This window comes from Streptomyces roseofulvus (assembly GCF_039534915.1).
Lineage (GTDB): Bacteria > Actinomycetota > Actinomycetes > Streptomycetales > Streptomycetaceae > Streptomyces > Streptomyces roseofulvus.
Window position 1 is genome coordinate 3,768,975 of sequence record NZ_BAAAWE010000001.1, and the last position, 23,022, is coordinate 3,791,996.

Consider the following 23,022-nt stretch of genomic DNA (forward strand, 5'->3'; position numbering starts at 1 on the left):
CAAGATCATCCCGACTGGTGCCGGACGGTGCCGCCGAATCCCGTTTTCCCAGATCAGAGGCGTCCGACCGTGATCACCATGACGCCGGGTCCACCCTAGTGCCGCCCAGTCCGCTCACGCAGCGCTCACGCAGGAGCTCCTGGACTGGGCGCCCGAGATTAGAGACGGGGCTTGCACCAGCGAGAAGGGCACGGCCTCGGCCCGCATGCCACAAGGAACGCCATCCGTCCGTCACTCTCGCTACCCCCTGGGACGCGGGAGCATGCTGGCGTCACCCGCCCCACTATCGTCGGCGACATGTCCACGCATCTGATGATCATCGGTGACCGCGACGCACTGGGCTGGGTAGTGACTGAGCAGCGGATGGCCTTCCCCGTCGGCCGCTCCCAGCAGGCGCAAGCGGTTGGCGAGGGGGACGAGGTCCTGCTCTACACAACCCGGGGCTGCTTCCGGAATCCCAACCGGGATCGCGGGCGCCTCATGGGCAGGGCAACGGTCTCCAGCCCAGTCCAGCCACTCCCGCAGCCCCTTCACCTCTCCAAGAGGACATTCTCTGCAGGATGCAGTCTCGAAATTCACAGCCTGGCCGAGTGGCGCGGCGGACTAATGCTCAGCGACCTGGTTCCACAGCTGCAGATCTTCCCAGACCCAACTGTATGGAGCGTCCGCATGCGGAGGGCCACACTGACACTTCCTCCCGCTGACGCCCTCCTTCTACGTACCGCAGTTGCGCCGTTGCTCCACCCTTACCGTGACATGGTCGACGCCTACCGCCACGTCTAAAGCAGGTCAGCAGCCGAAACGGACGAGCGCCTCCTGGCCCCGCACGTTGCCTCAGCAGCTGGCTGAGACAACGTGCATTGGAACCGATCACGGGGCCGAACCCTAAACTTCTGCGGGGCACGCTGCGAGCGTCAAGGCCGATCATCGATTGCAGCAGAGAACGGAAGGCCGCGCATTACTGCCTCCATGTAACCCCAATCAGGCTCGCCATTGCCGTTAGCAGGGAGACGAATGACGGTTTGCTTCATTCGAGCCAGGGTCCACTTGTAGCCATAGGTGAATCGAGTCCGCCCGTGCTTAATGATGGCAGCAACAAACAGCTGCGCCCACCGCGAAACGGGCCCATTCGGCAAGAGAACATTAACGTCGTCACTGGCAAAGAAGGGCTCATCTTGATAAAAGGCGTGACCGACACTGTTGCCGTTATAGACCACAGTGAGAACTCCTGCAGGGAAGAGCGCAGGCACGTCATTCATGTCGGTAATGCCGTTGTTCTTTTCAGAGGCGCTCACAAACCTGGTTTTCCCCGGAACACGCTCCGCCTTTGTTAGACGCTTCCCTTTTTTGATGTCGAAAATCTCACCGAGGGTGAAATCGCTCCAATGCTGCCCATGCGGATCAGTAAGGGCCAAGGGAGACGCTGACGATTTGGCCAGACCGTCGTGAGTAGGTAGTGGCGTCTGCTGGACCCATTCAGGAGCAGCATCAGGCACGAGCAGCGACCCGAGAGTACGGTTAGCCTGTCGACCGTACGAGAATCGGTATCGATTCTCCCAGATGCAGCGAGCCCACCAAAGCTTCTCCGCAATTCCCATGGCTGGCTCGATAGGCGTGAGGATCATGACGTCGCGCCCACACACGAAAGGCTCAGGTTGCACAAAAGTAGAAAGAACGCCGTTACCGCCGAGAGCAACGGAAAGCTCTCCAGCCTTAGCCGGGGCAACTTTTACGTCGACACGTGCCGTCACTCCGTTATTCCCCATGGCGCGAGACACGAAGTTTACACCTTCAGGCGCATGGACCCGCTTTAGAGCATTGAGCTCCAACGAATGCCCGTAACGCAGATGGAAGATGTCATCCAGGCGCTGCATTAATCCGCGTCCTCCTCAGGCTGAGAACCCTTCAGGACAAACAAGGCGTAGTCGAGAAGAACTCTTTCTAGATCTTTCTGAGAAAGAGACGAATAGTCTGTCTCCATGTACGCCTCAGCGACCCACTCATCCTTCGGGCCAACCATTGCAGTGACTGACTCACCTGGATGTACCTCGCGGTTCCGCCACGCCTCAATCCACCGGTCTCGAATCGCCGGCCACGTCTTGTGATGGTCAACGCGCCCGAGGTTCTTTACCTTAATGAACGCATCGTCCCGCCAGTAGCCGAACCATGATTTCTTGTTCGAGACCGCATGCGGAATCCCCGCCTTAAAGACCATGATGCAGGTCACAACCCCGACGGGGTAGAACAGTTCTGGCGGCATAGACATGACCGCTTCAAGCGTGTGCTTGGCCATGATGTTGGTCTTCTCGGCTGACGACGCAGTCGCGCATGAAACTGGCACGATAGCTACACCAGTGCCACCCTTATCCAACATGTCAAGCATGTTCTCCACAAAGCGGAGTTCACTCAAGTCGGACTTGCTCTTCGCGTACGGAGGATTGATGAGTCCGACATTTGGACGGAGCGGCGCATCGGCGCTGCTTACGTGCTCCTTTACCGCCTTTACGATGGCCGTATCAAAACACGACCCCTGGTAGAGATTCGCCTTCCCGTCACCTCGAAGAATCATATTCGAGGCAGCGAGCGCGTACATCTGAGGACGCTGTTCGATACCGATAAGACGGTCGCGCTTAATCGACTGCAATTCCGTCTGGGTGGTAGCCGTCTTCGCCATCTGCATCATGGCCGAGATGAGGAAACCGCCCGTTCCCGCACAAGGGTCGACTACCACATCGTCCTTGTTGAGGTTTGGGATCAGCGAAAACAGTTCAGTGACATGCTTGGGAGTCAGCACAATACCGAGACCCTTACCGTCACCGCCGGTGTACTTTAGAAACTCTCCGTAGAACTGCCCGACTACATCGTAGTCATGATAGATGGTCATGAAGGGCAGCACTCGGTCCGCGAGCAGTCGAACAATCTCGTTCAGCAGCCCCTTCGGATACCCCTTTGTGGGCTTTCGCAGCTCTGGCTGAACTTCAATGTTCGTGAACGGCTGCGTCATGTTCTCCACTTTGGGAACTGGGATAGCAGCCTTCTGCACTTCGGCCTTGATGGTCTGCATCCAGAACGCAGGGAGTTCTTTTGCAGGATATGCATCATAGGTCTTGGCGAACACCTCATTACCCAAGGCGATGAGAGTACCTGCAACTGCGAGCGGTTTCTCCTGCTCGCTCATTTCTGCCTCATCGCGCATGAATTCATGCATTTCCTGCGAGAAAAGAATTAGGTCTCGCTCACGCTGACGGTGAACGAGCGGGTCGAACGATGCAGCCCGAATGAGGTCGTCCATCGGGATGAGGTGCTCGACAGGAGCACCATGTGGGGCCAGAAGGTCACGCGGCTCCGACTCACCCTTCGGCATGAGGAAGAAGGACCACAAGCTAGCTTTTTCGGTACCTGACACCGCAATCGCGATGACCGTATAGTTCGGCGAAAGGTGGCGAGCATAGTGAAGGACGCCATCGACTGCGTAATTGGCGGGCTTATCGCGATCCTTCGACTCGTGCTTGGAGACTTCCGCCTTGCACTCGACGATGACTACTATGTCCGGCGTTCCGGGAGCGGTAATGATGAACTCAGGGTAGCCAACGCCACCCTTTCCAGTCTTAGACGCCTTCGACAATGCGGTTCGAATAGCCTGTACGGCAGACTGCTGTTTCTCTACGATGATGGCGTTCTCGTCATCGTAGTAGCCCAGCTTCCGCAGTAGCCCGTCCACCAGGTCTTCGGTCACCCGCTCGTTCGCCACTTCAGCCCACCGTAGTCCTAGATCACATACCCGGGGATCTCGGCGACCCCCTCCACGCGGCGCATGCTCGCCGATAGGTCAGACATACCTTACGGCCTTGCAAGCACCCGCCCTCGGGCGTGGCCGAGTCGATGTGATCAACCGCCGGCCCACGTTCCCGCCGCTGTACCCTGCGGCGGATCCGTACTCAGGTACTTGGGCACAAGCTGCGAACCTCACCCGGACAGCGACTCGTGGACGGGAGCGTCTGGCCGGCCTCGTCACTGGCGTGCTTGATGCCAGGTCCCAGCTGCGGGCGTCAGCCGTGGCATGGGCGGAGCCTGTGGCTCGTTCGCTGGCGTTACGGGACTACCAACGGAGGAGCAAGCTCGGCAGGCTTGTAGGGGCCACAGCCCGGGCAGGCAGTTCACATGGGTGATCTGATCGAGGAGTGGGCGACGCAGGTCGCGGAAGCCGAGCTCAGCAGCACGCTTCCACGCAGGTGGGCGCATACGCAGGGAGTGGCCAAACGCGCGGTCGAAGTAAGTCAGGTTCTCGGCCAGGACGCCGGCCTCCTCGTCGCCGCTGCCACGCTGCACGATGTCGGGTACGCGCCGCGCCTGGCCACGACCGGGTTCCATCCGCTGGACGGAGCCCGATTCCTTCGCGACGAGCACGGGGCTGACGAGCGGCTGACGCGGCTGGTCGCGAACCACTCGTTCGCGCTCCTGGAGGCCGAGGAGCGGGGGCTACGGGAGGAGCTCGCGAGCGAGTTTCCGTTGCTGGAGGAGCCGCTACTGGTGGACGCGCTCGTGTACTGCGACATGACGACCACGCCCGACGGCGGCCGGACCACCGCCGAGGAGCGGGTCGCGGAGGTCCTTGGCCGCTACGGGGACGACAGTGTGGTCGGGCGGTTCATCCGTCGGGCGGCGCCGGAGATCTTTGCCGCCATCGAGCGGGTGGAGGCCGTGCTGGCGGCTCAGCCGAGGTAGGGGTAGGTGCCGGCGAGGTAGTCGGCGATCTGCTGGCGCATGCTGGCGTGGATGTCGTACTGGTCGAGGTCAGCCGGCTGTACGAAGCGGACGCCGTCGGCCTCGTCGTTGATGGTGGGCTCGCCGCCGACGGGGCGGCCGATGTAGGTGTTCTCGTACTGCTGGCGGATCTCGCCGTCGGTGTACGCCACGATGTGGTTCGGGTTGGTGTAGACGCCGAGGAAGCCGGTGATCTCGGCGACGATCCCCGTCTCCTCCAGGCACTCGCGTACCGCGCACTCGGCGGCGGTCTCGCCGATGTCCTGGGCGCCGCCGGGCAGTGCCCACTGGCCGGTGTCGCGGCGGCGCTGGAGCAGGATGGCGCCGCAGTCGTCGACGACCAGGAGGTTGCTGGCGGGGATGAGGGTGTTGGCCTTGGGGGCGTCAGGGTCGTTGTAGTACTCAGTCCTGCCCATGTGCGGCGGTCCCCTCCTGGTCGGGTGTCCAGGGCCGTGCGCCGGCCCAGACGGCGTCGAAGCTCTGAGCGTAGTTGTCGAACCAGCCGCCTTCGGTGCCCTGTCTGAGGTGGAGCAGCGGGTTGGCGCTGGCTGGGCGTCCCCACACGTGTGGGTTGACCAGCAGGTTCTCGTCGTAGAGGAAGAGCGAGGTGTACAGGGTGGTGTCGTGCAGTCGTACCTCGCACCCCGGCTTGCCCAGGAGGGGACGGTAGTAGGTCAACGAGGCGCGGATCTTCGCCGCGAGCGTGTCGCCGATGCCTTCCTCCCGGCCCCGGACGGCGACCGCCCCGCCGGTGGGGTCGCCGAAGCACAGCCGTACGCGGACGCCGGCGTGCGCGCGCTCGGCGAGCATCCGGGCCACGTCGGGGTTGGACTGGGCGAAGAAGGTGCCCGAGAAGACGAGCACGCTGATCTCCTTCTGCGCTCCTCGAAGCAGCGAGATCCACATCTCTCGGGGCACGCTCGCCCGGTTCGCGTAGGTGCCGACGAGTTCACCGTCGGAAGTCGGCGCTGTCCGCGTCGCGCGGGTCTGCTGCGGGGGCCAGAGGAAGGACTCCTCGACGCGCAGGTGCTGGGCCGCGACGAATCGGTGGCGCCGATGGGGAACGCGCCCGCCGAGCCAGCGGCCTACGGTCTTGGGGTCCACTTCGCAGATCTCGGCGAGCGACTCGATCGAGACGCCCCGCTGGGCGAGTACGGAATGCAGTCGCTCGTTCACGCTGGTCATGCAAGCGTGGAACGAGGAGGCGGGGCAAGGACGTATTGGGACGTCTTCACCGGGCCGCTCTCGGCCTTCTCCCTACGCTGGCGCCATGCAGCTCATTGTTCTGTGGGACATCGACCACACGCTCATCGAGAACGCCGGGGTGAGCAAGGAGATCTACGCGAGCGCGTTCTCCCTTCTCGCGGGGCGGGATCCGGACGGGCCGGCGCGGACGGAGGGTCGTACGGATCGCCTGATCATGCGGGAGCTGCTTGTCCGGCACGGTGTCCCCGTGCCGGACTGGGCCGTCGTGGAAGCGGCTCTCGTCAAGGCCGGGGAAGGGCGCGAGGAGGATCTTCGCCGTCGCGGAAGCGCCCTGCCTGGGGTGCGTGAGGTACTCGCCGCAGCGGCTGGCCGGCATGGCTGGATCTCGTCCGTCCTGACGGGGAACATCGCGGCCAACGCCGCCGTGAAGCTCTCCGCCTTCGGGCTGGACACGCTCCTCGACCTGTCCGTGGGCGCGTACGGCGCCGACGCGGATCTGCGGCCGGACCTCGTGGAAGTGGCTCGCGAGCGGGCCCGTCGGCTCCGAGGCGTTGGAGCGGACGTCCCGGTGGTACTCGTCGGTGACACGCCTCGGGACGTCGAAGCCGCGCTCACGACCGGCTCGCAGATCATCGCGGTCGCGTCCGGCATCCACAGCGAAGAGGAGTTGCGAGCGGCGGGAGCCTCCGTGGTCCTGAGGGACCTGTCCGAGACCTCTCGGGTGCTGGATCTGCTGGAGCGCGCCGCGCAACGGTGAAACGTCCCAGGACGTCCTGCCTGGCGTCCGCAGACGCGGTGACGGTGTCCCCTTCTCCTTCCCCATCATCTGTCTCAGCACGGATCGCAAGCCAGCGATCGCCCGAAGGAGCGGTCGCTGGCCTCACGAGGGGAGAAGGGGGCCATGAAGCGCGAGTACGAAGTCCGGTTCCTGGATGTCGACGCCGCCGACATCCGCACCAGGCTCGGCCGGGTGGGGGCCGTCCAGAGGATCCCCTGGGCGCTGCGTACGTGCTGGATCTTCGAGGGGGAGGTTCTGGACCCCGGTCTCTGTCTCCGCCTCTGTGGTCAGGGCGCACGCGTCAGCCTCGCGCTGGGTTCGTCCTGCGCCTCCTCGGTGCTCCAGGGCAGCGCGGTCGTCGAGACCGTGGTGTCCGACCGCGCGGCCGCGGTGGAGATCCTTCGCAAGCTGGGCCTGCGCGAGACCCGCTATCAGGAGCACTTCCGCGAGGAGTGGCGGCTGGGGGAAGCGGCGTTCTCGATCGAGGCGTGGCCCGACCTCCCCGTGCTCGTCGCGGTCGCCGGCCCCGACGAGGCGTCCGTCCGGCAGGCGGCGGCTTTGATCGGGTTCGACTTCGGCGATGCCCAAGCCGAGAGCGTCGAGCAGATCTACCTGACCGCGGCCAAGCGCAACGTGCTTGCCGAACCCACCCTCCTCTTCGCCGATACCGCCCATGCCCGTGCGACGTGACCTGGCACGAGGGGCGACAGCCGAACTCACCACTGGCCGACCGACCCCCATCGAGCGATGGTCTCGGCCACTTGGCCGATAAGCCTTCAATCGCTCAACTGCCTTGCGCGGAACGGGGTTACGCCGCCGGTAACCTCGGGCGGGCGAGGCGCTGAGCGCCCGCCATCTGGCCTGCCTGAAAGCTGAAAGGGAATCGATGGCCCAGGATCTGGAAAACACCGTGGAGCGCACGCTCGTCCTTCTCAAGCCCGACGCTCTGGTCCGTGGTTTCGGCGGGAAGATCATCAGCCGGTTCGAGGACGCCGCACTGAAGATCGTCGGCGTGAAGATGAAGCAGATGGACGCCGAGTTCACCCGGCGCCACTACTTCGACCTGGAGGAGCGGCTCGGCCCGGAGGTCTACAACCTCACCGCGACCTTCATGCAGCAGGGCCCCGTCATCGCGCTCGTCCTGGAGGGCTTCGACGCGGTCGCGACCGTACGGAAGATCGTCGGCAGCACGTACCCGAACGAGGCTCCCGCCGGCACCATCCGGGGCGACTTCTCGCACTACAGCCGTGGTGCCAGCGCCGCCTCCGGGAAGGCCGTGGCGAACCTCGTGCACGCCTCCGGCAACAAGGAGGAGGCTGACCAGGAGGTGGCGCTCTGGTTCGACAAGGACGAGCTCCACGACTACCGCACCCTCGCGGAGATCTTCACGTACTGACCCGCACCGAGGTCACCTCTCGGAAGCCGACGCGTTGAACACCACCCAGCACCAACGTAGGAGAGAAGACCCATGCCCAACCCGACCCGCGTCGCCTCCGCAGCCGAGCTGGAGAGCGTCTTCCAGCAGGAGCTGGCCACCGACCGCTGGGCCGCGGCGGAGACCGCCTTCGCCCTCGCCGTCCAGAGCCGCGACGCCGGCGACTGGGACAAGTCCCGCGAGTGGGCGAGGCAGTGCCTGACCCTGCTCACCGGCTTCCCCAGCGACACCGAGGGCGACGTCGCCACCAAGAGGGTGTCCGTCGGCGGCGTCCTCCTGCCGAACTACCTGCACGAGGGCGTCCTGCGCGACCGCTTCGGCGACTTCGACTGACGTACGACCCCGGCGGCGGTGCGGCACTCGACAACGGGCCGCACCCCGCCGGCCGCTGACCAACCACACATCACGTCCAGCCGAGCCAGCCCCCATGCGCGGGACGGCTCGGGCGGACCACCCATGCCTCATTCCGGAAGGGAGCCCCTGTGGCCATCGAGATCGAGATGCGCGCCCGGTTCGACGAGGAGACGTACGAGAAGCTCCTCGTCCGCCTCGCGGCGGAGGCCGAGGACCTCGGCTGCGACGACAAGAACATCTACTTCTACGTGCTGCCGGACCAGCTGCTGAAGGTCACCGACAACACGGCCGCCGGCTCGGCGAAGATCACGCTCAAGGCCAGCAAGATCGGCCAGGGCGCCGCCTTCCCCGAGACGGAGTTCGCCATCGCCCGGGACGACGTGCCGGCCGCCGTGCGGATCTTCAACGCCCTCGGCTTCGAGGGCACCATGCACCAGGCGTTCAACCAGCGGCACAACTTCCGCTTCCGCGGGGTCGAGATCGCCGTGAAGTGGAGCGAGGCGTGGGGGCACCACGCCGAGTTCGAGGTCCTCCTCGACGAGGGTGCCGGCGCCACCGCCCAGGAGGAGGCCACCGCCCGCATCCGCGGCGTCGCCGACGAACTCGACATCCACCTGATGACCGAGCAGGAGCTCGCCGACTTCACCGCCGCCTTCGAGGCCGCCGAGCAGGAGCGCAAGGACAAGGAGGCGGCGCCCGCCGCCACCGCCAGCTAGGCATCCGCTGCCGCAGACCACCATGAGGGGGTGGGCCCGATGAGCACGACCCTGCCGGCCGACAGTCTGGTTGAGCTGGCCGCGCGCAAGCAGCTTCCGCACCACCAGTACACCGATCCCGCCACCGTCCGCTGGATCGCCGCCAACCGGCCGGAGCTCCCCGACGGCCCGCCTCCTCCCACCCTGCGACCGAGCTCGCGGCAGCTCGTGACCCGCGCGGCCCTGCCCGCCGACTGGCTGGCCGAGGCCAGGTGCCACGACTCGCTCCATGGCATCCGGCACGCCGTACGGACCGCCGCCATGGCCGCTCTCCTCGCCGAGGCCACCGGTCTCGGCGAGGAGGACACCGCCACGCTCGTCCTGGCCGCGGCCGTGCACGACTGCCGTCGGCTCCACGACAAGGACGACACCGGCCACGGTGCCCGCGCCGCCATCTGGCTCACGGAGAACGCCGGCACCGTCTGGGACCGCTTCGGCCGCACCCCGACGCCCAGCCGCGTCACCGCCGCCGGCACGGCGGTCCGCCTCCACGATCTGCCGTACGAACACTTCTCGCCGGACGACCACGCCGACCACGCCCGTACGAGGACGATCACCGACCTCCTCAAGGCCGCCGACGCCTTGGACCGCTATCGCCTGCCCAAGCTCACCTGGTGGCCCGACCCGACCCACGTCCGCGCCGAGGCGTTCGCCGACCTGCGCACCACCGCCTTCGAGCTCGTCGTCCGGTCCGAGTCCGCGTGGCTGGCCGGGGCCGACAGCGCGGAAGCCGTTCTCGGCAGCCTGGCGATCATGGAGCTGATCGGCTGATGGACTTCCTCGACGCCTACGAGCAGTGGGCCGACGCCCACTCCTTCTTCGACACCACCCTCATCCCCAGCCCCACCGACGGCCAGGACCCGCTCGCCGCGCAGACCGCGGCCTGGGACAAGCGCCTGGCCGACACGCCCAACGGCCGGCTCCTGCGGGACAACGCGATGTTCCGGGCCCTGGGGACGGGCGACAAGCTCCACCTGCTCCACGTCACGCACGCCCTGGAGCAGATCAGCGAGCACGGCGCGCTGTACCCCTCCGGGGGCTGCCTGGTCGGCAGCGTCTACTGCGCGCCGCTCACGGCCTCCGAGCGCGGCTTCCGCATGCACAACCTCGGTGAGTACATCCTGACCAAGGAGGCCCCGGCTTTCGTGGCGAAGGCCGGGGTGCCGAGGCGGGAGCCGACCCCGCTGATCTTCGAGGTCTCCCTCCCGCCGCAGGCGTACCGGGGCCTGGCCGGCGTGGACTACCTCCGTCTCGGCTCGATCCACCTGCAGATCTACAGCCGTCTGGAGTACCTGCTCTCCAAGGCCGAGCGCCACCAGTTGCGCGAGACGATCGTCAGCCGGATCAAGAACTCTGCGGCCTTCCTCGCCCTGGCGGCTGCAGTCGCCCACCAGGGCGCCACGGTCTCCCCGGAGAACTTCCTCCGGCTCCTGGACGAGACGATCCCCCGCTTACCGATCCTCGGCTACGTGTACTTCGAGGCCCTGGCCGAGTACCTGATGCTGCACTCCACCACGGACGACACCCGCGAGCGGGCCGAGCACGGCGAGTTCAACAACTGGCTGTACAAGGACATGCTGTTCGCGTCCTTCCCGGACATGGCTGGCAAGTTCGACCTCGCGCGGTTCCGGCCCTCGCCCACCGGCCTGGCCACGCTCCTGGCCCGCATCGACCCGAGCCTCGACGCGCGCCACGCCCGCGCCTACCTGACCGAGCGGATCAGCCACCTCGTCGCGGCCCGTCTCTTCACTCCCGGCCAGGTCCCCGAAGCCTGGCACCGCACCCGCTGGGAGTTCGACGGCCTCTCCACCCAGCTCGGACCGCTCCTCGGCCACCTCATCCACCGAGAGCTCCGCACCTTCGGCCGGTACCCGGACTTCTACTTCTACTACGACCAGCACAAGGCGCTCCAGGCGTGGAACTACTGGAACCACATGGACATCATCGCGCCCTTCAACGGCACGATCCCCAAGGGCGAGATCGGCATCAACCCCGCGTACCCCGACCTCGACTATCGCGTCTGGCGGGCCGAGCGGGACGACCACGGACGACTCCACCCCGCCGAGGAACTCGCGCTGACCATCGCCCCGCGCCTGGTGGACATCAAGTACACGCTCATGCGTAACAACAGCCGCTGATCAGGGCCAGCCCGCACGGCAGATCGCCCGCCCCCCTGTCCCCTCACCCTGCCGAAGTGGAGAGGCATGTCGACCCACGAGCACCCACGTCCCACCCGCGCCTGGCCGGCGCCCGCGCAGACCGCCGAGACGATCTTCACCGAGGTATTCCGCACCAACCACTGGGGATCACCGGAGTCGTTCTCCGGGCCCGGATCCGACCTGCGGCAGACCGAAGCGGTCCGCGGCGCCCTCGCATCCGTCCTGGCGCGGTACCCGATCCGTACGATCACGGACGCAGGCTGCGGAGACGTCAACTGGATCCGCCACGTCGACGGCTTCGACCGGCTGGACGCGTACGTCGGCCTGGACGTCGTCCCTGACCTCGTCGAGCTGAACCAGAAGCGGTACGGCAGCGAGCGCATGTCCTTCCAGCAGGCCGACCTCAGCCGCGACGAGATCCCGGCCGCGGATCTCGTCCTCACCCGCGACTGCATGGTCCACCTCACCCACCACGAGGTCCTGGCGTTCCTCGCCCGCATCGCCGCCAGCGGTTCCGCCTACCTCCTCGCCACCACGTACGCCGACCTGGCGGAGAACCGCGACACCACGGACGGGCACTGGCGCCCGCTCAACCTCCAGGCGGCCCCTTTCCGCCTCCCGTCGCCCATCGAGCACTTCGACACCGACTTCACCGACAACGGGCGACACCACCCGGGCAACGGTCTGGGGCTGTGGCGGATCGAGCAGCTCAGCACCTGAAGCACCTGAACCACCCACTCACGGCGACCCAGGAAGCGAGACACGATGGCCACGCACGACGCCCAGATTGCGTCCCTCCTCGACCAGCTCGACCGCGCCCTCGCCTCCCCGGCGACCACGCACGGCCTCGCCCGCACGCTCAGGGCGGCCGCCAAGGAGGCCGAGCTGCACCGCCACCACCGAGCCAGCCTCGCCGGCCTGCCCGACGGCGTCCTCCAGCCCGGCCCCGCCAAGGTCCAGATCGGCGGTGGCGGTCACCGCATCGACGGCTTCTTCAACATCGACATCGTCCCGCCGGCCGACCTCCTGTGGGACGTACGCGAGGGCCTGCCGCTCGCCGACGAAAGCACCCAGGAGATCTTCTCGGAGCACTTCCTGGAGCACATCGACTACCCCCGCTCCGCCAAGACCTACGCCCGCGAGGCGTTCCGCGTGCTCACGCCCGGCGGCCGTCTCATCACCGGGGTGCCGGATGCGGCCTTCGTGCTTGGCCAGTACCCGGCCGGGCCGGAACAGGCTGAGGAGATGATCGCCCGCTGGTACGCCAAGCGGGACTGCCGCAAGGACATCAACACCTACCTCGACCTGATCAACTACGTCTTCCGCGACCAGGACGACGACCCCACGTACAACCCTCACTACTGGGCGTACGACTTCGAAAAGCTCAGCCATCTGTTCACCGAGGCCGGCTTCGCCACAGTCGAGCCCTGGACCTTCGACCCGAGCATGGCCAACCCGAAGCGGCAGTGGGCGAGTGTCTACGTCATCGCGACCAAGTAGGCAGCCCGACGTGCTCACGGAACTCGCCTTGGGACACCGGGTGATCCCCGGCATCGCCGACTTCGCCCGCGGCGGTCGTCCGGCTGCGGCGACCACGGACGACGCCAACACATGGGTCGACGGCTTCTGCTGGCTCTACTGCGGACGGAGGTGGACGCGCGTTCTCTGGATCGGCCCGGCAACCGTCGCCGGTGCCCAGGCGCCGATGTACGCCTGCGGTCCGTGCATCGGCACGCTCCACGAGCTGGTCTGGGAGTCCCTCCTCCTCGGCGACACGTCGGCTGGCGCCCCGTCGCAGGACGAGCCCCCAGCCGCCGAACCACCCACCCCACGGCGAACAGGCAAACACCGCGGCCAAGGCCGGCTCCTGCGCCGCCGTTAGACCCCCGCCCCGGACACGGACGAGTTACGCCGCTCCCCCACGGCAATGGCCCTGTGTCCGGGGCGGGTCAGTGCACGCTTCCCTCCCCACGTCAGCAGATCCGGCGATGCACGCGTGGCTGCACTGGCGCGTTACGCGGTGCTTGGCGCTGGCGTAGGATTCCGGAGCCCGTCGGGAGTCTCATCGCAGACCGGTTCCACAGCCCGCCCGGAGAGTCCTGCCATGTTCCGCCTAATCTTCGACACTTGCACTTGCCCTCGCCCGAACCACACTCCGCGTTGCCTCGTCTTGCGCGAAGCGCGCCGTGCCGAGTACCAGGCGGAGAAGGCGTACCGGGCGCAGTTGAGCCCTGCCCGGCGGGTCGGGCTGGAGGGCCGTCAATGGCGCAGGGACAGCCTTGAAAACGAGCCGTGGGTGGCCCCGCACCTTTCCGAAGTCGAGCGCGCAGCGGCCGCACGCAGGCGAGTCGAGCGATGGGCACAGTTGAAGTGGTGGGCGATTACCGTCGCCATCGTCATCGGGGTGACCATCTGGCGGGTCGCCATACCGATGCTGCAGGAACTGGGACAAGCCGACTAGCACGGGTACGGCGGCGGGCAAGTCGGCGGTATGAGCGATCGCTCTCGGGGCCGGCGGCTTCGCGCCGACCCCGAGAGCGTTCAACGGCTCAGTCCAGGGTGATCAGGCGCTGAGCCAGAAGTCGGACTTCGGGTACGAGGCCGCTGAGGATGTCCCGGGTGAGCTGAGTATCAGGTCGGGCGGCGAGGTCCTGGACGGCGGTCCAGCTCTCGGCGATCAGCTGGAGACTGTGCTGTGCCCGGTCGATGGCCTCCTGCCTGCGGGCCAGGAACTCTTCGGCACGCTGGTTGGCCTGGTGCCAGGTGATGTCTCCCCGCTCGGCGAGCTGGGCCAGGGGTGGTGACATGTGGCCGTCCGCAAGGTGGAGCTCGTCGGCATCGACGATCTGCTTCCGGATGCGGTTGTCCTCCTGTCGTTCCTCCAGCGTGGTGATGGCTTCGTCGAGGGTGAGGTGGCCTTCGGTAACAAGCTGGGCGAGGTCCGGGGCGTGCTCGGTGAGGCGGTCGCGCTTCTCCTGGAGGGCTTCGGCTCGGGCCTTGTTCTCACGAGCGATGTCGTAGGCGGCGTCGAGTGGGAAGGCGCCGATGCGGACCTGTTCGGCGAGGTCGGGGGTGTGCTGGAGAACGATGTTGGCGGCGGAGAGGCGGGTGCGGCTGAGGCCGTGGGTCTTGGCCAGGCCGCGCAGGGAGTGTCCCGAAAGGGAACAGGCCATGGCGGTGATCATTGCCAGCTGGCCCTTGTTGAGATGTCGGCGGATGACGTTCTTGGAGAAGATCTTCGCTCGGGGGTTGTCGCCGGTGTAGGTGGTGAAACGGGGTTCGACGCCGGCGATCTCGCAGGCGGCAAGCCGGTTGCGCCCGTCGAGGAGGACGCCGTCCGTGTCGAGGACGATGTCATGTAGCAGGCCATCGGTCTTGATGGACTCGGCGAGGTCGAGCAGCTCGTCGGGATCGAGCATCGGGAAGACGTCGGCGGCGGGATGGACCTTCAGAGTGGGCTCCTTGCGGCTGTCAGCGCTGTCGGTGGCGCTGGGCTGTGGGTGTCGTGGGTGCCGTGGTGGGCTGGGGGTTTCGAGCCTGGTGGGCGCTGGGTGCGGGCGCCATGGCGGAGCGGCGGCGGGCGGCTTCGGCGCGGGGGTTGGGGGCGGGGTTGCGGCTGGTGTGCTGGATACGGGTGATCAGCACGCGGGCGGGCTGGCGGGCCGTGGTGAGTTCGCGTTGGGCGGTGGCTTCCTTCAGGAGTTGGTGGGGTTTGTGGCCGCCGGCTTCGGCGTCGGCGAGGACGGTGGCGAGGGCCGGCCAGGCGGGGTCGGTGAGGATGCGTTCGGCGTGGTCGGGGACGGCGGTCCGTACGTCGTGGGACAGGGTCCGGAGGGCCTGATCGTTCGGCCGGCGGGTGGCGAGGCTGCCGACTACGGGCGTGAGGGCCCGGTCGGCGGCGGCCTGAAGGTGGCGGAGGGTCTGGCGGGCTGCTTCGGCCTGGTGGGCGTGGTTCATCGCCTCGTGCCAGCGGGCAGCGACGATCGTGGCCCAGACGAGGGCAGCGAGCAGAGTCGCCAGGGCGCTGCCGTCGGGGCCGGTGGCGGTGTGGACGAGGTCCCGGGCCGCCTTGCGCAGGGTCGTGGCGGCCTGGCTCTCGGCGCGGACCTGGGAGCGCTGCGCGCGGACGAATGCCCTTGAGGCGGCTCGCAGTTCGGTCTGAAGCTGGCCGGGGGCCCTCTGGGTGGTGGCTTCGATGAGGTCGCCGAGCGCGGTGATGTGCGCCTGGGCGTAGGCATCGTCGTCCATGCCGGTGCGAAGGGTGTCGAGGGCATCGGTGGCCTGGTGCCAGGGGGTGGCGGGCTGGTCGCGGCGGGCGGTGGGGTGTTCCTCCGGTGCGGTGGTCTCCAGGCGGGCCCTGAGCTTGGGGAGGGTGAGGTCGGGGGCGATCTTTCCGCCGGGGTGGAAGATCTGTTCGCCGTCCTTGTTGAGGTCGCCGGGGCGGCCGACGGCGTAGCCGAGGAGGTCTCCGGACGGTCCGCGGCGGGGTTTGACCGCGATGCCCATGGCTTCGAGGTAAGCGAGGAGTTCCTCCGTATCGCTGGCGTGGGGGATGGCGGCGCGGATGCGGTCCTGGAGCCAGTCGCGGCTGGTCTGCTCCCAGCCGAGACGTTCAGCTTTGTGCATCTCGGCCTGGGTGGGCCGGCGGCCGCCGGTGCGGTCGCCCTTCTTCAGCTGGCGCAGGCCGTAGTCGGTCTCGATCTGGCGGCAGGCGTCGCCGACGCGGATACCGCTGTCGTGAAGCCGGGGGCGGCGGCCGTCCTCGCGGACGGTGGTGGCGAGGATGTGGATGTGGTCGTCCGCGTGGCGTACGGCGATCCACCGGCACGCCAGGTCGTCGCCGGGTGGGGCGATGCCGGCGGCTTCAACGATCCGCTGGGCGATGTCGGCCCACTCCGTGTCGGAGAGGTGGCGGTCTTCGGGGGCGGTGCGGACGGGGCAGTGCCAGACGTGGTCGGTGACCTTCCTTCCGAACTCGCTGTTCCGAAGGTGGACGGGCTCGTCGAGGTGGCGGGCGAGCTGGGTGAGGGTGGCCTCGGGGTCGCGGCCGGGGTCGGGCATGCCGAGCATGGCGAAGCCGGCGACGATGTGCGGGTCGGTGTGCTCGTCGTGGCGGCCGGGTCCGTAGAGGTAGGCGAGCAGGCCACGGGTGTTGGAACCGGCCGGTTTGATGGCGGCGATCACGCGACCAGGTCCTTCCTGGAGTCGGCAGGTTCGCGCAGGGCCTCGGCAATCAGCTCCAGCAAGCGGTGGAGCTCGTCGAGACGGTGGCGGATGTCGGGCGGCGTGAGGTCGCTGTTGAGGGCGCGGGCGATCTGGTTGACGTTGACGCCGATCCGGTTGAGCTCGCGCAGCACCTGGGCGCGGAACATGTGGGTGCGGCGGCGGTCCTCGGACAGCGGCAGGTTCGCCGTGAACCGGCCGGATACGAACGCGAGGACGATGTCGGCGGCGAAGCCGGATTCCCCCTTGTAGCCGTGCTCGGCGGCGGCCTCCTGAAGAGCGTTGTGCTCGTCGCCGGTGAACCGCAGCGGGCCGACACGGACGGTCCGCTTGGTACCGGTGAAACGGCGGATCGCCGGCTGCACGCTCTGCACCACACACTCATCGGCCGGCGGCTCGGTGACGGGTGCGGGGCGGAGGATCTGCTGCTGGACGGCGTGGAGCTCGTCCGGGTCGGGGCCGCCCTCGGTCCCGGCCTCCCGGTCCGGCGCCCCCTGGCGCCGGGCCGTCTCCGCCACCCCCGGGGCGGAGATTCCCGAAGACCGGCCTTGAGTCGGACTCGGGGTACTACTGGCTCCGCCAGGGGCAGCCCGTCCGAACGCCAGCCGCAAACGTCCCAGCAGCATAGGGGACTTCGTCGGCACGGACAGCTCGTCCGGGACGGCCTCGGCATCGTGCGAGTCGTGCGTGTGGCGCTTCATGGGCAGTTCTCCGGATGAGGAAGAAAGGACAGGCAGGCCCGCGTGGAAGGCCAGGCGACGTGCAGCAGGTAGTTGGCTGTCCACAGCTGTGGAGGAGTACGCGCTGCGGGCAGTGGCCTGGTGACGGAGGCGGGATTCCGGCGGAGTCGGTGCGGGGGCCGACGGGTTTCGGTGGCACCGGAAGTACTTCCGGTGCCACCGAAGGGCATCGTTGCGGACGGCTCAGCCGATGCTGCTGCCGACTGCGACCGTGGGCCCTGACTCGGCCTTTCGGGCGTTCAGCTCGTCGCAGATGTTCTTCACGCGGCCGTTGCCGACCTTGCGGCCGCGGTTGACGCGGATCTCTTCGACGATCTCGGTGGGAGAGGCGGTTCCCGTACGGGTCATGACCTCGCGCGCGATCGCCCGGATCTCGTCATCGGAGATGTCCTGCGGGCGCCCGGTACGCCGAGGCCGTGCTCCGGCCGGCTTGGGGGGCTTGCTGGCGGCATCGCCGCCTGGCGGGGTTTCGGTGTCGGCCAGACGATCGGGGTCGGGATGCTCCGTCGGCCCGTCGCCGCGATCCTTGCCTTCGCCTGGAGGGGACGACGGGGCGACCACCTTGGCCGGGGGCATCGATTCCGGGACGGACTTTCGGTGGCCGTCGGGCCGCTCGACAAGCTGGTGGATCTGCCTCATCAGGACGCCGAAAGCAAGGAGCGCGGCGGTCGGAGGGACTGCGGCGACCACGTAGTCGAGCCAGTGCACAGTGCGGGCGTCGCTCGTTCCGCTCACGCCCGCCACGTTGAGCGCGATGGATCCGACCGACCCGATGGCGGTCACAGCGATGGCCCACAAGTCGGTGACCTGGCGCAGGCTCGCGCGGAGCATGAGCAGCTCGCCCGCGACGATGAACGCGTCGAGGGTGGCGGGCCACGCCCAGCGGCGGATCGGGGAGTTGCCGAGGCCGTGTTGGCCGGCAACGTCGGCCAAGTGTGCGTAGGAGAGCCAGAACGCTCCGGCCGTCAGGAGGACGATGACGACTCCGGCCGCGACGAGCGCGAACCGTTCGGCAGTATGCCCAGTTGCCATCGGCCGCCCCTCACCGGGCCTGCTACCCGGCTGCGTGCGGCGTAGTGGTCGAAGGCGAAAGAGGAGAGTCAAGCGGGATACTCCTTGGGGCAGTGGTGTGAAGCGTCTTGGGCGTCTTGGCCGTTGCAAGCGCAGGTCAGGGCCGGTACGGCAGGCCCGATCGGTATCCGTCCTGGCTGTGTCCCGGCGGGGACGGCGCGGATCGGCCTTCCGTCTTGGCCGCATGGCCGGTGACCTGCGGCGATACGGCACGTACGCGTGGGACGGCACGAGACGGATGCGGGCGACGTCCCAGCAGCCCGTGGCAGCCTTGATCGCGTTGCCGTCTTGGGCCCGGTTGCCGTCTTGCGCGTATGCCCTCTGACCTGCGAGGTCACGGCAGGGACGGCAAGGACGGCAACCAGCGGGGGCGGGACGGTCAGCTCTGCGGGAGGGTTGGCGCGGCGTCGACCGGGTGGACGGTCGGGCAGTAGCGGCGCCAGGGGTCGAGGAACTTGTTGCGCATGTAGCCCTTGCGCTGGGTTCCGTCGGCGATGCGGACGTTTCCGGGCTTGATGCCGAACTGCCGGAGCATCGAGCCGAGGTCGCGCGGGCTGAGCCCGCTACGCCCCCACTCGGCCCACGGGCTCTCCGGATCCTGGCGCAGGTGGTGAATGAGGTCCTCCGTGGAGAGGCTGTCGACCTCGCGCTGGGCGACGAAGACGCGCCGGATGTCGGCCAGGATGCGGGCCCCGCTGGGGTGATCCTCCTCGGCCGCCGCCTCGGCGGAGACCATCTGCTCGCACGCGGTACGGGCACGGCGCGGCCAGGTGCCGGCGGCGAGGTCGGCGACGATGACGAGGGGCTCCCAGGTGTCGGCTGCCCGGTCCTCGACAGGCATCGTCGGTTCCAGGTCGGCGGCCTCGTCCAGCAGGGGCCTCGCCCAGATGGCGATGCGGTTGCGTAGGTCGTGGAGGGACGGGATGTCCCGTCGTGAGCGGAAGGGGCGGACGGTCTCGCCTTCCGCCCGTCGGCGCATGCGGATGACCACCGACCGGTCCATGATCGTGTCGGGCAGGTCGCCGATTCCGGCGATGGCTGCCATGGCGAAGGTGGCGAACCGGTGGGGTGTGTGGTCGTTGCCGACGACCCGGGTCACGTAGCGGTTGCGCTGGTGGCCGGCGTTCAGCAGGCCGCGCATCTCCTCGTTCTTCTCGGCCTGCTTCGGCGTGCCGAAGATCGTGTCCGCCTCGTCCACGAGGAGCGTGGGCGGTTCCTCGGTGATGGAGCGGAAGACCGCCGCCGGCGTGGTGTTGATCGTGAGCATCGGCTCGTGGACCGTCTCGGTCAGCACGTCGAGCAGCCGGGACTTGCCGCATCGCTTCGCCGGGCCGACCACCGCGAGGCGTGGGGCGTGCTGCCACGCGGGCTGCAGATGCGTCGCCGCCACCCACAAGGTGACCGCGTCGAGCGCCTGCTCGGAGGGCAGGATGACGAACTTCGCTATCTGCTCACGCAGTTCGTCGAGCAGCTCCGACCCGTGCGTCGGCTCGGGATCAGGCTGTTCCGTTTCGGGACACCGCTTGGGGTCGAGGTCGGACCGTTCATCTTCGGGACACCGCTCGTCGGGCGGCGAGGGCTGCGCCGGACCGTCGGTGGCCTGGCTGGTCTCTGCTGTGGTCCGGCCCGGCTGGCCGGGCACGGCGACCGGCGGCCACGCGGTCGTGCCCTGGTCGGAATAGGGCTCGGGCATCGCGGGTTGCACTGGGCAGCTCCTCTTCTCGCGTCGCCAGGCATACGGGCCCGGCGCGCGGGGTCGTTCGTGGGATTACGGGCGGGGGGTTGTTGAGCCTCCGGCGTTGCCTCGCCGGAGGCTCTCTCGCTTCCCGAGCGGGGCGAGGGAACACGGACCGTACGTCCACGCCTCGCGACAGTCCAGCGATTCTGTGTCAGCTCAGCGCAGAACCGTCTGTTATCTTCTTTCGCCCTCACGCAGCCAGCCCCAACAGGCTGAGCAGGTCCGCCGTCACCACGCGGTACGCCTTACCCAGGCGCAGGACCCTGCATGGGTACTCACCCCGCTTGGCCAGCTCGTAGCCCTTGCTCCGCCCGAGACCCAGCGCACGGTTGCCTGTGTCCAGGTCAATGGCTGCCGGCAGGGCTAGCAGCTCGTCCCGGCTCATGCCCTTCGGGCCGGTCCCCGCGATGTCGTCGCGCACGCGGCACCCCTCTCGTCACAGCCCTCGGCGAACACGGTCGTCGTGTCCGGCTCCAGGCCGACGAGAACCATGATGAAGAAGCTAATGTGTCGCCATGACACAACACGGTTTCGATGATGAAGAGGATGACGACTTCCCGGAGTGGGTCGACCGCATCAGGAACAACGTCGCCGGCGAAGTCCGGCGCCGCAGGAAGGAGAAGAGGTGGAGCGCCCAACGGCTGGCCGAACGCTGCGAAGAACTCGGGCACCCCATCCCTCGCAACGTGATCGCCAACCTGGAATCCGGCCGTAGGGCGAACCTGCCCTTGGTGGACGTCATGGTGCTGGCAGCGGCCCTGGAGACGTATCCGATCTGCCTGATCTTCCCCCTCGGCTACGTCGAGCGGACCCAGGAGCTCCCCTTCCACGCGCTCATCCCGACCTGGGACGCCATGCGGAAGTTCACCGGCGAGGAGCGGGACTACGAGACCGACAGTGGCCTCATGTCCGAGTTCAACCTGCACGCCAGCCTGACCCGAACCGTCATCGCCGCCCGACGCGAGGCCGAAAGCGCCGCCTTCGACGCCGAGACCGCGACAACCTCCGGCCAGCGCGAGGAGGCCGAGCGGAAGGCCGCCGAGTACGCCCAGCGCGCCGAGGAAGCCAAGCACCGACTCCTCAACCTCCGTGACGACATCCGAGAGGAGGGCGCCATCCCACCTGAACTGTCCCCATGGCTCGAAGACATCGAGCCGCAGCCTGACCCCGACCAGGAGGAAGACGATTGAAGGGCTCGACCTACCGCCGCTGTTCCTGCCGTGACCCCAAGACCGGCAAGGAGCTCGGCGCTTCCTGCCCCAAGCGCAATAGCAGGAATCACTGCACGTACTCCATACGCCAGGAGCTGCCGCCCCGTGAGGACGGCAGCCGACGGTCCTTCGCACGAGGCGGATACGGCAGTCTCAAGGCCGCCCAGGTCGATCTCGACCACGTGCGGGCCCTCCTGGGGCTCGCCGAGGTCGACGACCCCGAGGGCGTCCAACTGGTCGCCGCGATGCTGGCCGAGGTCAGCGGCGAGAAGCTGCCCCTGCCGGAGGTGGAGGAGACCCGGCGCCGGCTCAGGGCCGGCCAGGATCTCATCGGCAGCCTGACCGTGGCCGAGTGGCTGGACCGGTGGCTCGCCAGCAAGCGCATCCGGAAGTCGGGCATCAGCCGGTACGAGACCGATGTCCGCGTGCACCTCAAGCCGCACATCGGCCACCGGCGTCTCGACCGGCTGCGCGTCAGCCACCTGAGCGACATGTTCACCGCCATAACCGACGCCAACGCCGAGATCCTGGAGCAGAACGCCCAGCGACGTGCGGCGGTCGAGGAGTTGGCGACCGTCCCGTGGAAAGGTGTGGCGAACCGCGCCCGCCGCAAGGCGATGAAGGCCGCGATCGACGCGATGCCGCCCTTCCGCCGCGTCACCGGCCCCGCCACGCGCCAGCACATCAAGGCCACGCTCCGCGCGTCTCTCAACGACGCGATCGGGCAGCAGATCATCACGTTCAACCCGGCGGCCCATGTCGAGATCGACCCGGTGCGCAAGCCGAAGGCGCTCGTGTGGACGGACGAGCGGGTCGCCAAGTGGGAGCAGACCGGCGAGAAGCCGTCCCCCGTGATGGTCTGGACGCCGGAACACACCGGCGCCTTCCTCGACTTCGTCGCCGAGGACCGGCTGTACGCGATGTGGCACCTGATCGCCTTCCGCGGCCTGCGTCGTGGCGAGGCGTGCGGGCAGTCGTGGTCGGAGACCAACCTCGACCGGCACTCCCTCACCGTGACCGGCCAGCTCGTTCAGGACGGTTGGGAGGTCGAGGCGTCCGAGCCGAAGACGGACAGCGGCTTCCGCGTCGTGGCCCTGGACGACGACACCGTCCACGTCCTGAAGCGGCACCGCGAGCAGCAGGAGGCCGACCATGCCGAGTGGGGCTCGGCCTGGGTGAACACCGGGCTCGTCTTCACCCAGGAGGACGGTTCCTGGCTCCACCCGGGCAAGGTCACCGACCTCTTCGAGCGCCTAGTCGCCGCCTCCGGCCTCCCGCCGATCCGGCTGCACGATCTCCGGCACGGCGCGGCCACGCTCATGCTGGCGGCCGACATCGACATCAAGATCGTGTCGGACACGCTCGGGCACAGCGACACCCGGATCACGCGCGACATCTACCAGAGCGTGCTCCCCCACGTCGGCAAGAGCGCCGCCGAGGCCACCGCGAAGCTCGTCCCCCTCCAGCGCAAGGCCGAGCAAGAAGCGCAGGTCCGCCAGGCCGCCGAGGAAGCGAAGAAGGCCGCCAAGGCGAAGGCTAAGCGGAAGAAGAAGGCCAAGGCCAAGAAGGCCGCGAAGAAGGGCTGACG

General features: G+C 67.7%; 25 protein-coding genes. 15 read left to right on the plus strand and 10 right to left on the minus strand.

Annotated elements, in window-relative coordinates; genetic code table 11:
- The first annotated feature begins 297 nt into the window (after positions 1 to 297).
- The gene (locus ABFY03_RS17260) at positions 298 to 783 is read left to right on the plus strand and encodes a hypothetical protein (protein WP_346170287.1); all 486 of its coding nucleotides are present in this window, start codon (positions 298 to 300) and stop codon (positions 781 to 783) included.
- Between the two features lie 131 nt (positions 784 to 914).
- Here ABFY03_RS17260 and ABFY03_RS17265 read toward each other — a convergent pair whose 3' ends face one another.
- Both ABFY03_RS17265 and ABFY03_RS17270 read right to left on the minus strand, forming a co-directional pair.
- Entirely contained in the window at positions 915 to 1,874 is a 960-nt protein-coding gene (locus ABFY03_RS17265) for a restriction endonuclease subunit S (protein WP_346170288.1), read from the minus strand.
- A complete protein-coding gene (locus tag ABFY03_RS17270) occupies positions 1,874 to 3,751 on the minus strand; it encodes an HsdM family class I SAM-dependent methyltransferase (RefSeq protein WP_346170289.1) in 1,878 nt (625 codons plus the stop codon). Before ABFY03_RS17270 ends, ABFY03_RS17265 begins: the two co-directional genes overlap by 1 nt.
- A 410-nt stretch (positions 3,752 to 4,161) precedes the next feature.
- On the opposite strand from ABFY03_RS17270, the gene ABFY03_RS17275 reads away from it, so the two are divergent.
- Positions 4,162 to 4,725, plus strand: coding sequence for an HD domain-containing protein (locus ABFY03_RS17275; protein ID WP_346170290.1), 564 nt, complete (start codon positions 4,162 to 4,164; stop codon positions 4,723 to 4,725).
- Here ABFY03_RS17275 and ABFY03_RS17280 read toward each other — a convergent pair.
- Both ABFY03_RS17280 and ABFY03_RS17285 read right to left on the minus strand, forming a co-directional pair.
- Positions 4,713 to 5,180 carry an NUDIX hydrolase gene (locus tag ABFY03_RS17280; RefSeq protein WP_346170291.1) on the minus strand — a complete coding sequence of 156 codons (468 nt, stop codon included), beginning with the start codon at positions 5,178 to 5,180 and terminating at the stop codon, positions 4,713 to 4,715. The genes ABFY03_RS17275 and ABFY03_RS17280 overlap by 13 nt on opposite strands.
- Positions 5,167 to 5,940 (minus strand): XRE family transcriptional regulator, encoded by a 774-nt coding sequence (locus ABFY03_RS17285; protein ID WP_346170292.1) that lies wholly within the window; start codon positions 5,938 to 5,940, stop codon positions 5,167 to 5,169. The genes ABFY03_RS17280 and ABFY03_RS17285 overlap by 14 nt, the downstream gene beginning before the upstream one ends.
- 94 nt (positions 5,941 to 6,034) lie before the next feature.
- On the opposite strand from ABFY03_RS17285, the gene ABFY03_RS17290 reads away from it, so the two are divergent.
- From ABFY03_RS17290 to ABFY03_RS17340, 11 genes are all read left to right on the plus strand, one after another.
- The gene (locus tag ABFY03_RS17290) at positions 6,035 to 6,727 is read left to right on the plus strand and encodes an HAD family hydrolase (protein WP_346170293.1); all 693 of its coding nucleotides are present in this window, start codon (positions 6,035 to 6,037) and stop codon (positions 6,725 to 6,727) included.
- 144 nt (positions 6,728 to 6,871) lie between these two features.
- Positions 6,872 to 7,438 carry an adenylyl cyclase gene (locus tag ABFY03_RS17295; RefSeq protein ID WP_346170294.1) on the plus strand — a complete coding sequence of 189 codons (567 nt, stop codon included), beginning with the start codon at positions 6,872 to 6,874 and terminating at the stop codon, positions 7,436 to 7,438.
- Between the two features lie 196 nt (positions 7,439 to 7,634).
- Positions 7,635 to 8,144, plus strand: coding sequence for a nucleoside-diphosphate kinase (locus ABFY03_RS17300; protein WP_030205911.1), 510 nt, complete (start codon positions 7,635 to 7,637; stop codon positions 8,142 to 8,144).
- Between the two features lie 72 nt (positions 8,145 to 8,216).
- On the plus strand, positions 8,217 to 8,516 hold the full coding sequence (locus ABFY03_RS17305) for a hypothetical protein (protein WP_346170295.1): 300 nt from the start codon (positions 8,217 to 8,219) through the stop codon (positions 8,514 to 8,516).
- 149 nt (positions 8,517 to 8,665) lie between these two features.
- Positions 8,666 to 9,253, plus strand: coding sequence for a CYTH domain-containing protein (locus ABFY03_RS17310; RefSeq protein ID WP_346170296.1), 588 nt, complete (start codon positions 8,666 to 8,668; stop codon positions 9,251 to 9,253).
- A 39-nt stretch (positions 9,254 to 9,292) separates the two neighbouring features.
- Positions 9,293 to 10,063, plus strand: a complete 771-nt coding sequence (locus tag ABFY03_RS17315; RefSeq protein ID WP_346170297.1) for a hypothetical protein — start codon at positions 9,293 to 9,295, stop codon at positions 10,061 to 10,063.
- Positions 10,063 to 11,430: a hypothetical protein gene (locus tag ABFY03_RS17320; RefSeq protein ID WP_346170298.1), complete on the plus strand. Its 1,368-nt coding sequence runs from the start codon at positions 10,063 to 10,065 to the stop codon at positions 11,428 to 11,430. Before ABFY03_RS17315 ends, ABFY03_RS17320 begins: the two co-directional genes overlap by 1 nt.
- A 66-nt stretch (positions 11,431 to 11,496) precedes the next feature.
- Complete coding sequence (locus ABFY03_RS17325) at positions 11,497 to 12,171, plus strand: class I SAM-dependent methyltransferase (protein WP_346170299.1); 675 nt, start codon at positions 11,497 to 11,499, stop codon at positions 12,169 to 12,171.
- 45 nt (positions 12,172 to 12,216) lie between these two features.
- A complete protein-coding gene (locus ABFY03_RS17330) occupies positions 12,217 to 12,951 on the plus strand; it encodes a class I SAM-dependent methyltransferase (protein ID WP_346170300.1) in 735 nt (244 codons plus the stop codon).
- Between the two features lie 10 nt (positions 12,952 to 12,961).
- A complete protein-coding gene (locus ABFY03_RS17335) occupies positions 12,962 to 13,333 on the plus strand; it encodes a hypothetical protein (RefSeq protein ID WP_346170301.1) in 372 nt (123 codons plus the stop codon).
- A gap of 288 nt (positions 13,334 to 13,621) precedes the next feature.
- Positions 13,622 to 13,912 (plus strand): hypothetical protein, encoded by a 291-nt coding sequence (locus ABFY03_RS17340; RefSeq protein WP_346170302.1) that lies wholly within the window; start codon positions 13,622 to 13,624, stop codon positions 13,910 to 13,912.
- An 88-nt stretch (positions 13,913 to 14,000) separates the two neighbouring features.
- Here the strand turns inward: ABFY03_RS17340 and ABFY03_RS17345 are convergent, their stop codons facing one another.
- From ABFY03_RS17345 to ABFY03_RS17370, 6 genes are all read right to left on the minus strand, one after another.
- On the minus strand, positions 14,001 to 14,870 hold the full coding sequence (locus tag ABFY03_RS17345; protein ID WP_346170303.1) for a ParB N-terminal domain-containing protein: 870 nt from the start codon (positions 14,868 to 14,870) through the stop codon (positions 14,001 to 14,003).
- Between the two features lie 52 nt (positions 14,871 to 14,922).
- The gene (locus ABFY03_RS17350; protein WP_346170304.1) at positions 14,923 to 16,635 is read right to left on the minus strand and encodes a relaxase/mobilization nuclease domain-containing protein; all 1,713 of its coding nucleotides are present in this window, start codon (positions 16,633 to 16,635) and stop codon (positions 14,923 to 14,925) included.
- On the minus strand, positions 16,632 to 17,192 hold the full coding sequence (locus ABFY03_RS17355) for a MobC family plasmid mobilization relaxosome protein (protein ID WP_346170305.1): 561 nt from the start codon (positions 17,190 to 17,192) through the stop codon (positions 16,632 to 16,634). Before ABFY03_RS17355 ends, ABFY03_RS17350 begins: the two co-directional genes overlap by 4 nt.
- Positions 17,193 to 17,597: 405 nt before the next feature.
- On the minus strand, positions 17,598 to 18,446 hold the full coding sequence (locus ABFY03_RS17360) for a DUF2637 domain-containing protein (RefSeq protein ID WP_346170306.1): 849 nt from the start codon (positions 18,444 to 18,446) through the stop codon (positions 17,598 to 17,600).
- A 418-nt stretch (positions 18,447 to 18,864) separates the two neighbouring features.
- Positions 18,865 to 20,178, minus strand: a complete 1,314-nt coding sequence (locus tag ABFY03_RS17365; protein WP_386723687.1) for a DUF3631 domain-containing protein — start codon at positions 20,176 to 20,178, stop codon at positions 18,865 to 18,867.
- Positions 20,179 to 20,413: 235 nt separating this feature from the next.
- Positions 20,414 to 20,608 carry a hypothetical protein gene (locus ABFY03_RS17370; RefSeq protein WP_346172262.1) on the minus strand — a complete coding sequence of 65 codons (195 nt, stop codon included), beginning with the start codon at positions 20,606 to 20,608 and terminating at the stop codon, positions 20,414 to 20,416.
- Between the two features lie 130 nt (positions 20,609 to 20,738).
- On the opposite strand from ABFY03_RS17370, the gene ABFY03_RS17375 reads away from it, so the two are divergent.
- Positions 20,739 to 21,413, plus strand: a complete 675-nt coding sequence (locus ABFY03_RS17375) for a transcriptional regulator (protein ID WP_346170308.1) — start codon at positions 20,739 to 20,741, stop codon at positions 21,411 to 21,413.
- Positions 21,410 to 23,020: a tyrosine-type recombinase/integrase gene (locus ABFY03_RS17380; RefSeq protein ID WP_346170309.1), complete on the plus strand. Its 1,611-nt coding sequence runs from the start codon at positions 21,410 to 21,412 to the stop codon at positions 23,018 to 23,020. The genes ABFY03_RS17375 and ABFY03_RS17380 overlap by 4 nt, the downstream gene beginning before the upstream one ends.
- The last annotated feature ends 2 nt before the right edge of the window (positions 23,021 to 23,022 follow it).

What these genes read in the sequence shown, in the direction of transcription:
- ABFY03_RS17260 (WP_346170287.1), top strand. Translation starts at nt 298, where the DNA reads ATGTCCACGCATCTGATGATCATCGGTGACCGCGACGCACTGGGCTGG.
- ABFY03_RS17265 (WP_346170288.1), bottom strand. Translation starts at nt 1,874, where the DNA reads ATGCAGCGCCTGGATGACATCTTCCATCTGCGTTACGGGCATTCGTTG.
- ABFY03_RS17275 (WP_346170290.1), top strand. Translation starts at nt 4,162, where the DNA reads ATGGGTGATCTGATCGAGGAGTGGGCGACGCAGGTCGCGGAAGCCGAG.
- ABFY03_RS17280 (WP_346170291.1), bottom strand. Translation starts at nt 5,180, where the DNA reads ATGGGCAGGACTGAGTACTACAACGACCCTGACGCCCCCAAGGCCAAC.
- ABFY03_RS17290 (WP_346170293.1), top strand. Translation starts at nt 6,035, where the DNA reads ATGCAGCTCATTGTTCTGTGGGACATCGACCACACGCTCATCGAGAAC.
- ABFY03_RS17295 (WP_346170294.1), top strand. Translation starts at nt 6,872, where the DNA reads ATGAAGCGCGAGTACGAAGTCCGGTTCCTGGATGTCGACGCCGCCGAC.
- ABFY03_RS17300 (WP_030205911.1), top strand. Translation starts at nt 7,635, where the DNA reads ATGGCCCAGGATCTGGAAAACACCGTGGAGCGCACGCTCGTCCTTCTC.
- ABFY03_RS17305 (WP_346170295.1), top strand. Translation starts at nt 8,217, where the DNA reads ATGCCCAACCCGACCCGCGTCGCCTCCGCAGCCGAGCTGGAGAGCGTC.
- ABFY03_RS17315 (WP_346170297.1), top strand. Translation starts at nt 9,293, where the DNA reads ATGAGCACGACCCTGCCGGCCGACAGTCTGGTTGAGCTGGCCGCGCGC.
- ABFY03_RS17320 (WP_346170298.1), top strand. Translation starts at nt 10,063, where the DNA reads ATGGACTTCCTCGACGCCTACGAGCAGTGGGCCGACGCCCACTCCTTC.
- ABFY03_RS17325 (WP_346170299.1), top strand. Translation starts at nt 11,497, where the DNA reads ATGTCGACCCACGAGCACCCACGTCCCACCCGCGCCTGGCCGGCGCCC.
- ABFY03_RS17330 (WP_346170300.1), top strand. Translation starts at nt 12,217, where the DNA reads ATGGCCACGCACGACGCCCAGATTGCGTCCCTCCTCGACCAGCTCGAC.
- ABFY03_RS17345 (WP_346170303.1), bottom strand. Translation starts at nt 14,870, where the DNA reads ATGCTCGATCCCGACGAGCTGCTCGACCTCGCCGAGTCCATCAAGACC.
- ABFY03_RS17360 (WP_346170306.1), bottom strand. Translation starts at nt 18,446, where the DNA reads ATGGCAACTGGGCATACTGCCGAACGGTTCGCGCTCGTCGCGGCCGGA.
- ABFY03_RS17365 (WP_386723687.1), bottom strand. Translation starts at nt 20,178, where the DNA reads ATGCCCGAGCCCTATTCCGACCAGGGCACGACCGCGTGGCCGCCGGTC.
- ABFY03_RS17370 (WP_346172262.1), bottom strand. Translation starts at nt 20,608, where the DNA reads ATGAGCCGGGACGAGCTGCTAGCCCTGCCGGCAGCCATTGACCTGGAC.
- ABFY03_RS17375 (WP_346170308.1), top strand. Translation starts at nt 20,739, where the DNA reads ATGACACAACACGGTTTCGATGATGAAGAGGATGACGACTTCCCGGAG.